General features: G+C 69.9%; 12 protein-coding genes and 1 pseudogene. 5 read left to right on the forward strand and 8 right to left on the reverse strand.

Annotation, left to right across the window (positions count from 1 at the left end; genetic code table 11):
• Positions 1 to 86 precede the first annotated feature (86 nt).
• Positions 87 to 1871, forward strand: coding sequence for an ABC transporter ATP-binding protein (locus ABZ880_RS41100; RefSeq protein ID WP_361274430.1), 1785 nt, complete (start codon positions 87 to 89; stop codon positions 1869 to 1871).
• Here ABZ880_RS41100 and ABZ880_RS41105 read toward each other — a convergent pair.
• On the reverse strand, positions 1861 to 2577 hold the full coding sequence (locus ABZ880_RS41105) for a response regulator transcription factor (RefSeq protein WP_361274433.1): 717 nt from the start codon (positions 2575 to 2577) through the stop codon (positions 1861 to 1863). The two genes, ABZ880_RS41100 and ABZ880_RS41105, sit on opposite strands and share 11 nt — an antisense overlap.
• Positions 2578 to 2661: 84 nt before the next feature.
• On the opposite strand from ABZ880_RS41105, the gene ABZ880_RS41110 reads away from it, so the two are divergent.
• Together ABZ880_RS41110 and ABZ880_RS41115 are read left to right on the forward strand one after the other, a co-directional pair.
• A complete protein-coding gene (locus ABZ880_RS41110; protein ID WP_361274436.1) occupies positions 2662 to 2835 on the forward strand; it encodes a hypothetical protein in 174 nt (57 codons plus the stop codon).
• A gap of 65 nt (positions 2836 to 2900) precedes the next feature.
• Positions 2901 to 3101, forward strand: a pseudogene (locus ABZ880_RS41115) (helix-turn-helix transcriptional regulator); the annotation flags it as partial.
• Between the two features lie 582 nt (positions 3102 to 3683).
• On the opposite strand, the gene ABZ880_RS41120 reads toward ABZ880_RS41115, so the two are convergent.
• From ABZ880_RS41120 to ABZ880_RS41150, 7 genes are all read right to left on the reverse strand, one after another.
• Positions 3684 to 5753 carry a pectinesterase family protein gene (locus tag ABZ880_RS41120; protein WP_361274438.1) on the reverse strand — a complete coding sequence of 690 codons (2070 nt, stop codon included), beginning with the start codon at positions 5751 to 5753 and terminating at the stop codon, positions 3684 to 3686.
• A 233-nt stretch (positions 5754 to 5986) separates the two neighbouring features.
• Positions 5987 to 7435, reverse strand: coding sequence for a HAMP domain-containing sensor histidine kinase (locus tag ABZ880_RS41125; RefSeq protein ID WP_361274441.1), 1449 nt, complete (start codon positions 7433 to 7435; stop codon positions 5987 to 5989).
• A complete protein-coding gene (locus ABZ880_RS41130) occupies positions 7432 to 8169 on the reverse strand; it encodes a response regulator transcription factor (RefSeq protein WP_361274443.1) in 738 nt (245 codons plus the stop codon). Before ABZ880_RS41130 ends, ABZ880_RS41125 begins: the two co-directional genes overlap by 4 nt.
• 118 nt (positions 8170 to 8287) lie before the next feature.
• The gene (locus ABZ880_RS41135) at positions 8288 to 8488 is read right to left on the reverse strand and encodes a hypothetical protein (protein WP_361274446.1); all 201 of its coding nucleotides are present in this window, start codon (positions 8486 to 8488) and stop codon (positions 8288 to 8290) included.
• Between the two features lie 29 nt (positions 8489 to 8517).
• Complete coding sequence (locus tag ABZ880_RS41140; RefSeq protein ID WP_361274448.1) at positions 8518 to 9639, reverse strand: trypsin-like peptidase domain-containing protein; 1122 nt, start codon at positions 9637 to 9639, stop codon at positions 8518 to 8520.
• 208 nt (positions 9640 to 9847) lie between these two features.
• Entirely contained in the window at positions 9848 to 10870 is a 1023-nt protein-coding gene (locus tag ABZ880_RS41145; RefSeq protein WP_361274450.1) for a LacI family DNA-binding transcriptional regulator, read from the reverse strand.
• Positions 10871 to 10967: 97 nt separating this feature from the next.
• Positions 10968 to 11747 (reverse strand): response regulator transcription factor, encoded by a 780-nt coding sequence (locus tag ABZ880_RS41150; RefSeq protein ID WP_361274453.1) that lies wholly within the window; start codon positions 11745 to 11747, stop codon positions 10968 to 10970.
• 171 nt (positions 11748 to 11918) lie between these two features.
• On the opposite strand from ABZ880_RS41150, the gene ABZ880_RS41155 reads away from it, so the two are divergent.
• On the forward strand, positions 11919 to 12803 hold the full coding sequence (locus ABZ880_RS41155; protein ID WP_361274456.1) for an alpha/beta fold hydrolase: 885 nt from the start codon (positions 11919 to 11921) through the stop codon (positions 12801 to 12803).
• 55 nt (positions 12804 to 12858) lie between these two features.
• Entirely contained in the window at positions 12859 to 13113 is a 255-nt protein-coding gene (locus ABZ880_RS41160; protein ID WP_058924521.1) for a MoaD/ThiS family protein, read from the forward strand.

A 13113-nucleotide genomic window follows, 5' to 3' on the forward strand; every position in this document is an offset into this window, starting at 1 on the left:
ACCGCGCGGCGGGGTCACCGGTTGGCGAGCGTGCTCGCCCGGTGGCCCCGCCCGGCCATGTCCTGGCCAGTCGAAGGGAGTCGACCATGAGAGAGGTCCGCGAGGCCTTCCGCCGTTTCTGGCCGCTGACCCGCGGCGACCGCAAGTGGCTCGCGGCGATCGTCGCGTGCGTGGTGGTGTCCGCGCTCGCCGAGACCGCCTCGATCCTGCTGTTCGCCGAGCTCACCGACAACGCCCTGGAGGCCGGCTCGCTCTCCGCGTTCTGGGGTCCGGCCGGCGCCTGGCTGGGCGTCGCCGCGCTCGGCGCACTCGTGGGCTACCTCGGCAACTCGCTCGCCACCTGGACCGCCGAGAGATTCGTCCTGCGCCTGCGGGCGAACGTCTTCCGGCACGTCCAGGGCCTGCCCCCGCACTTCTTCCAGAAGCACCGCCAGGGCGACCTGGTCGAGCGGCTGACCGGTGACGTCGAGGCCATCGAGCAGATGGTGGTGTCGGGCGTCGTCGGCACGGTGTCGGCCGCCTTCTCGGCGGTCTTCTACTCCTGCGCCGCCCTCTACCTGCGCTGGGACCTGGCCCTGGCCACCTTCGTCCTCGCGCCCCTGTTCCTGCTCGCCGCCCGCCGCTTCTCCGGCCGTATCAGGACGGCCTCGCAGGACGAGCGGGTCGCCGACGGCGCGATCACCTCGGTCGTCGAGGAGTCGCTCGGCAACGTGGTGCTCACCCAGGCGTACAACCGCCGCGCCGACGAGGAGAAGCGGCTCGACGTCGAAGCCCGCGCCTGGATGAGGGCGAGCGTGCGCGGCGCCCGGCTCAGCGAGATGTACGAGCAGTTCGTCGAGGTCGTCGAGACACTGTGCGTGCTGGCCGTGATCGGCCTGGGCGTCTGGGAGATCTCCGCGGGCCGCATGACCCTCGGCCAGCTCCTCGCCTTCGCCGCCTTCATCGGCTACCTCTACCCGCCGGTCCGCAACCTCGGCCAGCTCGGGCTCACCCTCACCGCCGCCACGGCGGGAGCCCAGCGCCTGAACGAGATCCTCGACACCAGGCCCGCGGTCACCGACCCCGCCGAACCGGTCGCCGAATGGCCCGTGCGCGGCTGGCTCGGCCTGCACAACGTCTCCTTCCGCTACCCGGAGTCCCGCCGCGCCTCCCTGCGCGACGTGTCCTTCACCGCGGGCCCCGGCGAACTCGTGATCGTCACCGGCCCGAGCGGCGCCGGCAAGTCCACCCTGTCCAAACTGCTCACCCGCTTCTACGACCCCGCACAGGGCACGATCACCCTGGACGGCGTCCCGCTCACCGACGTACGGCTGGAGTTCCTGCGCGAGAACGTGGCGCTGCTGCCCCAGGAGACACTGATCCTGAACGGCACCATCCGCGAGAACATCGAGTGCGGGCGCCCCGGCGCGAGCGACGAGGAGATCGAGCGGGCGGCGCAGGAAGCGGCCGCGCGCAACTTCATCACCGCACTCCCCGAGGGCTACGACACCCACATCGCACCCGGCACCGCCGCCCTCTCCGGCGGCCAGCTGCAGCGCATCGCCATCGCCCGCGCGATGCTGCGCGCCGCACCGGTCCTCGTCCTGGACGAACCGACCGCGGGCCTGGACGCGGTGGCCGCCCGCCAGGTGGTGACACCGCTGCGCAAGCTGATGGCGGGCCGTACGACGATCATGATCACGCACGACCTGAGCCTGGCGCCCGACGCCGACAAGATCCTCGTCGTCGACCGCGGACGCCTGGTGGAGGCGGGCACCCACAAGGAACTCGTCGCACAGGGCGGTGCCTACGCGGCACTCGCCGAACCGCTGCCGGACGCCGTGGCCGACGTACCGCAGGCGACGGACGAGACCATGATCCTCAGGTGGTAGCCCTGAGGGTGTAACCGAGCCCCCGCACGGTCTGGATGAGCCGCGGTTCGCCGCGGCTCTCCAGCTTTCGCCGCAGGTACATGACGTACACGTCGAGGGTGTTGGAGGCGGGCTCGAAGTCGAACCCCCAGACGTCACGCAGGATCTGCGTCCGGCTGAGCACCTTCGCCGGATGCCGCATCAGATACTCCAGCAGGCAGTACTCGGTCTTGGTGAGGTCGAGCGGCCGGCCGCGACGGGTGACGACGCGGGTGCGCGGGTCCATGACGACGTCCTGGAAGGCGAGCCGATCGTCGGCCCTCGGGGCCTCGGCTGCCGTCCGGGGCGCGCGTCGGAGCAGGGCCCGCACCCGCGCGAGCAGCTCCTCGACCGCGAAGGGCTTCATCAGGTAGTCGTCGGCGCCGTTGTCGAGGGCGACGATCCGGTCGCCGACCGCGTCCCGCCCGGTGATCATCAGGATCGGCACGGTGCACCCGGAGGCCCTGATCCGCCGCGTCGCCGCCAGCCCGTCCAGCCCGGGCATGGTGACGTCCATCAGCACGAGATCGGGGGCATCCTCGTCCTCGGCCATCCCGACCAGCTCGACGACGGTACGTCCGTCCCCGGCGAGCAGGGTGTCATACCCCTCGAACCGGAGCAGCCGCCCGACACCTTCCCTCAGGTCCGCGTCGTCGTCGGCCAGCAGAACCGTTGTCTTGCGCGCCATGTGAACAAGGTGTGGTGACGGGCTGTGCTGATGCTGGCAGGCGGTTATGGGTGAGCTGGGGGCTCTTTCAGGTGTGCGCTGCTGGTGTCGGCGCCCTGGGAGGGCGACGGCACGGCCGCGAGCAAGCCGAAGCAGGGGCCGTTGACCGGCTCCCACCAGGGGGCGTTCAAGATCGGCACGACCTACCGCTGCGAGTTCGAGCGGCACCACGGAAGCCGCTTCGGCCCGAACACCGAGATCGCCGTCAAGCGCTTTTAGGCCGCCAGGAAGCTGCCCGACGTCGACGGACTGGTCGGACCGCAGACCTGGGGGGCGCTCGGCAAATGAGCGCAGACGCGCCGGAATGCGTGCGGCTGGCCGAGGCGCTGCGCGAGCTGCGCGGCGGTACGGGCCTGAGCCTGAGCGCGCTCGCCGCGAGGATCACCTTCAGCAAGTCGTCCTGGGAGCGGTATCTCAACGGCCGGAAGCTGCCGCCGCGTTCGGCGGTGGAGGCGCTGTGCCGGGTGGCGGGCGTGCCCGCCGGGGGTATCCGGCGCTCTGGGACTGGCCGAGGTGGCATGGAGCGGCCGGGGTGCCCGTCCCGCGGTGGCTCAGCCAGAGCCTGAACCCCCGGTCACGGACACCCCGTTGTGGCACCGTCCCCCCGGTGACGGCGGCCGCGGGCATCGTGGTGTGTGCGCTCGCCGTGGTCCTGACGATGGCGCTCTGGCCGACCGGCGAGCCGCCCGCTCCCTCTCGTGCCGACGCGCGGAGCGACGTCGCCCGGCAGGTTCTCTGCCACGGTGCGGGTGCACCGGCCAGGAGCCCTTGGCGACGGGCTGCGGGGACGTGGAGGTGCAGGGGGCGCCGAAGGTCCTGCGGACGCTCAGGAGATCGGGCGTCGAGGTGCAGATCCGCTGCAAGCCGGAGTGCGGCGCGGCCGCCCAACACCTCGTGATCGCGGACAAGTTCGTCACGGGGATGTACCGCGCGTCGCCGATGGTCGCGGTGCAGGCGGGGGACACCAGGGCGGTCCGGGCATGCGCCGGGTTCGCCGGAAGCGGCGCACGGGAGTGCTTCCGGCCGCAGCGGGGGGACGGCTGCCCTCGCCACGGCCGGAGCAGACCTCAGGAAGCCGTCGGCGTCCAGTCGCCCAGCCAGTCCGCGACCTCCTGGCCGGCGGCCTGGGCGTCGGTCAGTTGCGGACGGTCGCTGCTCGCCGCGCCCGAGCCCGCGCCGGTGTTCTTGTACTCGGCGAAACGGTCGTCCTTCCAGGAGAAGCCGCCCATGTCCGACCAGGGGGTGGACTTGATCGCGGCACTCAGGGTGGTGTTGCGGACCGTGGTCTGCGGGTCGACGGTCGTGCTGCCGCCGGGGTGCCAGTTGCGCCCGAGGTAGAAGGAGGCCGCGGAGACATCGCCGTTGACCGTCGACTTGTTGATCAGGATGCCCTTGCGGTTCGCGGCGGTCGACGGGGCGGTGACGTAGCCGGCCGAGGTGCCGTTCCAGCGCTTCTTCAGAGTGATGACGGACTTGTCCACGACAGCCGTCGCCCGGCCGAAGATGAAGTCGACGTTGCCCGTGATGTAGGAGTTGGCGATGTACACCCGGCCGAGCTTGTCCGCGGCCGCGGTCTCCATCTCCAGCGTGTCCTGGTCGCCGTTGACGATGATCCCGTCCAGGAAGATCCGGTCCGCCTGTGTCAGCAGCGCCACCGCCTGGCCCGCGATGTCCTGGTGCGCGGCCTCGTCGAAGTCGTTGGTGACGGTCAGGTTGCGCAGCTGGGAGTCGTCGGACAGCACGGAGACCGTGGCGCTGCCGGGAGTGCCGTAGGTCGACCCGTCGGGCTTCTTCGTCCCCGCCGCGTTGTTGTAGACGATCACCGTGTCCTTACGGCTGCTGCCCGCGCCCTGGATGGTGACGTGCGGCTTGTTCGCCGGGACCTTGACGACCTCGCGGTACGTGCCCGGCTTCACGGAGATGACGACACGCGAGGAGTTGTTCGCGGGTACGGCGTCCACGGCGGCCTGCACGGTCTTGTACTGCCCGCTGCCGTCCTTGGCGACGGTGAGCGTGGTGGCAGCGGCCGAGGTGGTCGTGGCAGTGGTCGTACCGATCGAACTGCGCGGCCCCGCACCGGACTTGAGCAGGCTCGGCACATCGGCGGCCTTGTCGAGCGTGTAGCTGTAGTAGCTCTTCGGGTCCCAGGAGGCGCCGGAACCCCCGCTCTCGTTCTTGCCCGTGGTCCCGGAGAAGACGTTGCCACGCTGGACGAGGGTGGCGGTGGAGTCCCGTACGACCGGGTTGTTGATGCCCTGGAAGTAGGAGTTCTCCAGCAGCATGTTGGTCTTGCCGCGGGAGTAGTTGCCGTAGGAGGACGTGATGTCCGTCCCCGCCACGTCCTCCAGGTAGTTGTTGTAGAGGTGGGCGTGGGCGACGTTGTCGGTCGACGGGTTGCGCTGCTCGGTCTCGCGGATCCAGTTGTGGTGGACCGTGATGTTCGCGGTGACGTTGTCGGTCCAGCCGATGCCGAAGGCCTTGTTGTCCTGGCTGAGCTTGTTCCAGGAGACGGTCAGGTAACTGGTGTCCTTGCGGCTGTCGATGAGGCCGTCGGCCATGTGCCGGATGTCGTTGTGATCGATCCAGACGTGATGGGCGCCGTCCATCTGGATGCCGTCGTAGTCGTGGTCCTTGTCGTTCCAAGTGCCTTGGTACGTGTCCCGGATGGTGAGGTTCCGGATGATCACGTTGTGGACGCCGGAGCCGAGGAAGAATCCGCCGCCGACGATCTGCCCGGCCGTCCCCGACCCGACGATGGTCTTGTTGCTCTGGACCTTGATCTCTTTCCCGACCGGATCGATGTTGATCGCCGCGGCCACGACGATGACGTACGGATCGGCGGACGTCGCGTACTTCTCCAGGTCGGCGGCCGACTTCACGGTGACGGTCTTGCCGTCCCGGCCCCCGTAAGTGCCGTTCTGCCCAAGGGCGTTGACGGAGGCGAAGCCGTCGGCGGTGGCGGTGGCCCAGGCGGGGGCGGTGGTCGCGGCGGAAGCCGTGCGCTGCGCGTCCGACCCGAAGAGGCCGAGGTCCGTGCCGTAGGCGAGAGCACCGGCGGCGGTCAGGGCGAGGGGAGCGCCGAGAGCCAGGGCGGTTCCGCGCCGGCGGTGGCGGGCCTTGCGGGTGCTGTCACTCATGCGGGTTCCGTTCCATGCGGGGGATGGGCCGCTGAGCAGTCGCCACCCTGCACGGAAAGGTTGCCGCCCGGAATGAACCGGTGCGAGCGCCCGGCCAGGTTCGTGGGGGGAGTGCCGGGCCGGGCGCCGCGCCTCAACTCTCGCGGTCCCCGGCCCTGCCAGACCTCGGCCGAACGGTCAGGCCTCGCTCCGGGGTTCGGCCGAACGGCTGAGGCGGGTGTCCAGGCCCTCGGTCACGGCGCCTCGGGCGGAGCGGTCGGGGCCCCCGGCAGGCGTACGGTCGCCACCGTGCCGCCGCCGTCCGCGCGGGCCAGGGTGACCTCGCCGCCGGCCTCTTCCACCGTGCGGGCGACGATCGACAGGCCCAGGCCCGAGCCGGGGAGGGCGCGGGCGCTCGGGGAGCGCCAGAAGCGGTCGAAGACATGGGGGAGTTCCTCGGCGGGGATGCCGGGGCCGTGGTCCCGCACGGTCAGGATGCCGCTGCCGAGCTCCACCTCGATCGTGCCGCCGTCCGGGCTGAACTTCACCGCGTTGTCGAGGATGTTGACGATCGCGCGCTCCAGGGCGGAGGGCTCCGCGCGGACGTACCAGGGCTGGAGGTCGGCGTTGATGGTGAGCTCCGGGCCGCGGAGCCTCGCCCGGCGCAGCGCCGCCTCGACCGTGTCCTGGAAGGACACCACCTGCACGCGCTCACCCCGCTGCCCCTCCGACCGCGACAGCTCCTGCAAATCGCCGATCAGGGACGCCAGTTCGGTCATCTGCGCCTTGACCGAGGCGAGCAGCGCCTTGCGGTCCTCCGGGGGGATCGGGCGGCCGGTCTCCTCGCTGCGGGTGAGGAGTTCGATGTTCGTACGCAACGACGTGAGCGGTGTACGCAGCTCGTGACCGGCGTCCGCGATGAGCTGCTGCTGCAGTTCGCGGGAGCTGGCCAGGGAGGAGGTCATCGAGTTGAAGGAGCGGGAGAGCCGGGCGACCTCGTCCTCGCTGTCGTCCTCCACCGGGATGCGGATGCTCAAGTCCTCGGTACGGGCGACGTGTTCGACGGCTTCGGTGAGCTTGTCGACGGGACGCAGACCTGCGCGTGCGACCGCGAGACCGGCGGCGCCGGCGCCGATGACTCCGATGCCGGAGACGAGCAGGAGGATCAGCGCGAGGTCGTTCAGGGTCTTCTGGGTGCTCTTCAGGGGGACGGCGACGACAATTCCGATGTCGGGGCCGGCCTCTCCTGCGGAGTTGGTGGTGGGGGCCAGGTAACGCGTCATCACGCGTACTTCGGTGCCGTCGTCGGCGGTTCCGTTGCGGAAGTAGAGCTCGCGGACGTTCGCCTTCTTGATCACGTCCTTGTCGGCCTGGGTGATTTTGACCGTGCCGACGGAGTCATCGGTGATGCAGACCTTCCCGTTCTCCGTGACCACCTGGGAGTAGGTGTTCCGGAAGAAGCCGGCGGTGTTCTGCGGGTTCTTGGTGCAGTTGATGATGGCGATCTGGGCCTGTTGGATCTGCCCTCCGGGTCCCTTCCCCTTCTGCAGGTCACTGTCGAGCTGCTGGTACAGCTTCCCCTGCACGATGAACCAACAGGTGACCGAAACCGCCGCCACCCCGAACGCCACCGCCGCAGCCACCAGCATGGCCAGCCGCGTCCGGATCGGCAGCGTCTGGAACCGGCGCAGAACCTTCTTCACTCCGCCCCACCCTGCCGCAACACATACCCCACGCCCCGAACCGTGTGCACGAGCCGCGGCTCGCCACCGGCCTCGGTCTTCCGGCGCAGGTACATCACGTACACGTCCAGCGAGTTGGAGCTCGGCTCGAAGTCGAAGCCCCACACCGCCTTCAGGATCTGCTCACGCGTGAGCACCTGGCGCGGATGGGCCATGAACATCTCGAGCAACGTGAACTCGGTACGGGTCAGCTCCACCGGCCGTCCACCCCGCGTCACCTCCCGCGTCGCCAGATCCATCCGCAGGTCGGCGAAGGTCAGCGCCTCGTCCTCCTGAGCCGTACCGGCGACAGCCGCGGCCGCGTACGAGCTGCGCCGCAGCAACGCACGTACACGCGCGAACAGCTCGTCCAGTTCGAAGGGCTTTACCAGGTAGTCGTCCGCGCCGGCGTCCAGACCGGTCACCCGGTCACCCACCGTGTCCCGCGCGGTCAGCATCAGGATCGGTGTGGTCGTGCCGGCCCCGCGCATACGGCGGGCGGCGGTCAGGCCGTCCATGCGCGGCATCTGGATGTCGAGGACGACCAGGTCGGGCTGGTACGCCGTGGTCTTCTCCAGGGCGTCCGCGCCGTCCACGGCGACTTCGGTGTCGTACCCCTCGAAGGCGAGGCTGCGCTGGAGTGCTTCGCGCACGGCCGGCTCGTCGTCGACGATCAGGATGCGCTGGGGGTCACGGTCGCCATCGGCGGGGCTCATGGGCTTCGGATTCCTCGGTGCGGTGGGACGACATGGGGCCGAACGTGCTGGACGCCTTCAGCCTCGCATGTTTCCCGGTGGGCGCGTAAAGAGAGGAGCTCGGGAGGAACTCGGCGAATCAGCCGCGCATCGCCGCAAGCCGGTTCAGCTGCACCTTGCGGCGGTGCGGGCGGCCGGCGGTGGCGCGCAGCCCCATCATCTGCGGGGCCAGCTCCGGAGCGCGGGTCGCCGGGGCGTGCAGTTCGTACGCCACCTCGAGGGCCAGGGCGAGGCCGGCCGGATCGGTGCCGGCGACGGTGTGGGAAACCTGCTTGATCATGACGTACTCCCTGCTGGTGAGGTGCGGGGTCAGTTGGTGGAACCGGACCGGAGCGTGGCCAGGTCGGACTTGACGGTGTTGATCGGGATGGCGAAGCCGAGGCCGACGTTGCCGGCGTCCGAGGAGCCGGAGGAGGACTGCGAACTGGCCGAGTACATCGCGGAGTTGATGCCGATGATGTTGCCCGCGGCGTCGATCAGCGCGCCGCCGGAGTTGCCCGGGTTGAGGGAGGCGTCCGTCTGGATCGCCTTGTACGTCGTCGTGGACGAACCGGTGTCGCCGTTGAACTGCTGGCCGCCGAAGGAGAACGGCCACTGGCTGTTGCCGCCGCCCTGACCCTGGTCCTGGCTCTGGCCCTCGTCGGTCGCGACGGTCACGTCGCGGTTGAGGGCCGAGACGATGCCGCTGGTCACGGTGCCGCTCAGGCCCTCGGGCGAGCCGATCGCCACGACCGTGTCGCCGACCTGGACGCCGTCGGAGTTGCCGAGGGTGGCCGCCTTCAGGCCGGAGGCGTTCTCCAGCTTGATCAGGGCGAGGTCCTTCTTGCTGTCGGTGCCGACGACCTTCGCGGTGTAGCTCTTGCCGCTGCTGGTCGTGACCTTGATCGACGAGGCACCGGAGATCACGTGGTTGTTGGTGACGATCTCGCCGTCGCTGGTGATGATCACGCCGGAGCCGGTGGACGAGCCGTTGCTCAGCGTGGCGCTGATCTCGACCACGCTCGGGCTGACGACCGCGGCGATGGTGGCGACGTCGCCCTTCTTGCTGGACGGCACCACGTTGGTGCTGGTGCTGCTGGAGGCGACGGTGTCGCTGCCGGTCAGCTCCTGTATGCCGTACGCGGTACCGCCACCGATGGCCGCGGCGACGATCGCCACGGCGGCCAGGAGGGCGAGGGGCCCGCGGGTCCGCTTCTTCGGAGCGGGCGCCGGGGCGGCGGGCTCCGCGGGAGGGGCGGAGAGGAGAGCCGTACCGCCACCGCTGCCGTCACCGCCGTACCCGGAACCCTCGACGGTGACCGGCTGCACCGGCGGCTGCGCCGGCGGGGGCGGCCACTCGGGGTTCACGGGGGCGGAGGCGTGCTGCTGGACGCCCTGGTACGGGTTCTCGTAGCTCTCGTACTCGCCGCTGAGGCGGAAGCTCTCGGTCATGACAACGAGCTTGTCGCGCAACCATGAGAGCTTCCTGAGCGCCCGCTGAGAAGCCCGGCAGAACCTCGTATGCCCGATATAAAGACGGTACTGGCAGCTGGGCGGGGCCTCTCAGCCAAGGTTCATGGAAGCGCCCCGTCAGGGGCGCGGGGAACTGCGCGACCAGCCACAACGCACCGCAGGACGAACAACGGCCGAACCAGCGGAGCTACTCGCAGCCGCAGGACCTACGCACAACCAACCGCGACGGAAACGTCTTCAACCGCTCCCGCCGAGCCCCCGCCACCCGAAGCCCGTCATCCAGCACAAGATCCACCGCAGCTCGAGCCATGGCGCTACGGTCCGATGCAACGGTGGTCATCGGAGGATCCGCAAGCGCCGCCTCCTTGATGTCGTCGAACCCGACGACCGCCAGCTCCCCCGGCACATCGATACGCAGCTCGCGCGCGGCCCGCAGCACACCGATCGCCTGGTCGTCGGTGGAGCAGAAGATCGCGGGCGGCCGCCGCGGCCCGGAGAGAATCTCCAGCCCCACCTGATACGCGTCATAGCGGTTGTACGGCGCCTCGAAGAGCCGCCCCTCGGTGGAGATCCCGGCCTCGTCCATCGCCCGCCGCCAGCCCTCGACGTGGTCGGAGACGGGGTCGCCGACCGCGGGGGTCTCGGCCGTACCGCCCATACAGGCGACGTACTCGTAGCCGTGCTCGATCAGATGCTGTACGGCGAGCCGGGCGCCGCCCAGGTCGTCCGTGACGACGGCGACGTCGTCTATGGCCTCGGGCCGCTCGTGCAGCAGCACCACCCGGGCGTCCCAGGCCTCGATCTCCGCGGCGGCGAGGTCGTTGAGGGCATGGCTGACGAGGATGAGCCCGGAGACCCGCATCCCGAGGAAGGCGCGCAGGTAGTGGACCTCGCGCTCGCCCACGTAGTCGGAGTTGCCGACGAGCACCATCTTTCCGCGCTCGGACGCGGCCTGTTCGACCGCGTGCGCCATCTCCCCGAAGAAGGGCTGGCGCGCGTCCGGCACGATCAGGCCTATGAGGTCGGTGCGCCGGGACGCCATCGCCTGGGCAACCCGGTCCGGCCGGTACCCCAGCTCCTTGATGGCGGCGAGGACACGCTCGCGCGTGGCCGGGGCGACCGGCCGGGGTCCGTTGTTGATGACATAGCTGACGACGGCGGTGGAAGTTCCCGCCAGCCGCGCCACATCATCCCGAGTCACCTTGGCCACGCGCGGAGTCTACGCGGATATACCGGCTCTGGGCAGGGCGAGAAGGAGCTTCGCTCGACGCTCCCTGTGCGGAAGCAATGCCCTGCCCGGGCGGCCGCTATGCCTCCGCCGGTACCTCGGCTGCGTCCAGGGCGGCCGTCTCGTCCGCATCCTCCGGCTTTGCGGCGGCGGCCTTGGCCTTCGCCTCGTCCGAAGTGCGGTCGGCCTTCTCGGGAGTAACGAATCGATAACCGACGTTCCGGACGGTTCCGATCAGCGACTCGTGCTCGGGTCCGAGCTTGGCGCGCAGGCGTCGTACGTGGACGTCGACGGTCCGGGTGCCGCCGAAGTAGTCGTAGCCCCAGACCTCCTGCAGCAGCTGTGCGCGCGTGAAAACACGGCCGGGGTGCTGGGCGAGGTACTTCAGGAGCTCGAACTCCTTGAAGGTGAGGTCGAGGACGCGGCCCTTGAGCTTCGCGCTGTAGGTGGCCTCGTCGACCGACAGGTCGCCGTTGCGGATCTCCATGGGGGAGTCGTCGTTGACGATCTGCTGCCGGCCCATGGCCAGGCGCAGACGGGCCTCCACCTCGGCCGGACCGGCGGTGTCGAGCAGTACGTCGTCGATACCCCAGTCGGCGGTGACGGCGGCGAGACCGCCCTCGGTGACGACGAGGATGAGCGGACAGCCCGGGCCGGTGGAGCGGAGCAGCTGGCAGAGGCTGCGGACCTGCGGCAGGTCACGGCGGCCGTCGATGAGGATGACGTCGGCGCCGGGTGTGTCTACGAGGGCGGGGCCTTCCGCCGGAGCCACTCGCACGTTGTGCAGGAGCAGGCCGAGAGCGGGAAGCACCTCCGTCGACGGCTGGAGGGCATTGGTCAGGAGCAGCAGAGAACTCATACGTCTGGTTCCTCCTCGGTCCCTGCGAGGACGTTGTGCGGTGCGGCACTGCTCTGCGATCCCGAAGGCCCGTACACCTGCGGTTTCCCGCGTCGTATACAACGCTTCCGAAAGCACAAAAGGACCCGGGGGCTACGCTGCCCGAGTCCTCTGCCCAGCAGAATAGCCCACATGAGCACTACTCCGGCAGGTCATGTGGCGCGATCCACCGTTCGTCCGAACTCCGAGACGATCAGACGCACATCTTTACGGACGTTTCTACACACGGACGACGGCGTCACGATCGATTCCGTATACGACCCGGGCCGGGCCGTATACGACGCCTCCGCGCCACCTGCCGTTGATCTCGTGTTCGTCGTCGCCCACGGCTTCACCGGCGATGTGGACAAGCCGCACGTGCGGCGGGTGGTCGAGGCGTTGACGCAGTACGGGGCCGTGGTCACGTTCTCCTTCCGCGGCCACGGGGCCTCGGGCGGGCGCTCGACGGTCGGTGACAAGGAGGTCCTGGACCTGGCTGCCGCGGTGCGGTGGGCACGCTCGCTCGGTCACACGCGCGTGGCGACCGTCGGCTTCTCCATGGGCGGCTCGGTGGTGCTCAGGCACGCGGCGCTGTACGGGGCCGACGGGGAGCGGCACGAGGGGAAGCGCGAGGGGCGCACGGAAGCGGCGACGGACGCGGTGGTTTCGGTGAGCGCTCCCGCCCGTTGGTACTACCGGGGCACGGCCCCTATGCGGAAGCTCCACTGGCTGGTAACGCGACCCGAGGGCCGGCTTGTGGGCCGCCATGTGTTCCGTACGAGGATCCATCACCGGGAGTGGGACCCGGTGCCGCTGTCTCCGGTGGAGGCGGTGCCGGGCATCGCGCCGACGCCGCTGCTGATCGTGCACGGCGACCGGGACGGATACTTCCCCGTCGACCACCCCCGCATGCTGGCCGCCGCGGCGGGCGACAACGGCGAACTGTGGCTGGAGGGCGGCATGGGCCACGCCGAGCACGCGGCCACCGACGACCTGCTGGCCCGTATCGGGGACTGGGCTGTCTCTCGCGCGGGCTAGCCTGGCGGAGTACACAGCCGACTGACTGCCCACTGATCACTACTTGAGGAACCGGATGCCAAAGGTCACGGTGCGCTACTGGGCCGCCGCGAAGGCCGCGGCCGGGGTCGCCGAGGAGCCGTACGACGCGGCCACCCTCGCCGAGGCGCTCGACGCCGTCCGCGAGCGACACCCCGGGGAACTCGCGCGCGTGCTGCAGCGATGCTCGTTCCTCATCGACGGTGACCCCGTGGGCACCCGCGGACATGAGACGGTACGGCTGGCCGACGGCGGCACGGTCGAGGTGCTCCCGCCGTTCGCAGGAGGGTGA

This window comes from Streptomyces sp. NPDC047043 (assembly GCF_040644055.1).
In the GTDB taxonomy this organism is placed as follows: Bacteria; Actinomycetota; Actinomycetes; order Streptomycetales; family Streptomycetaceae; genus Streptomyces.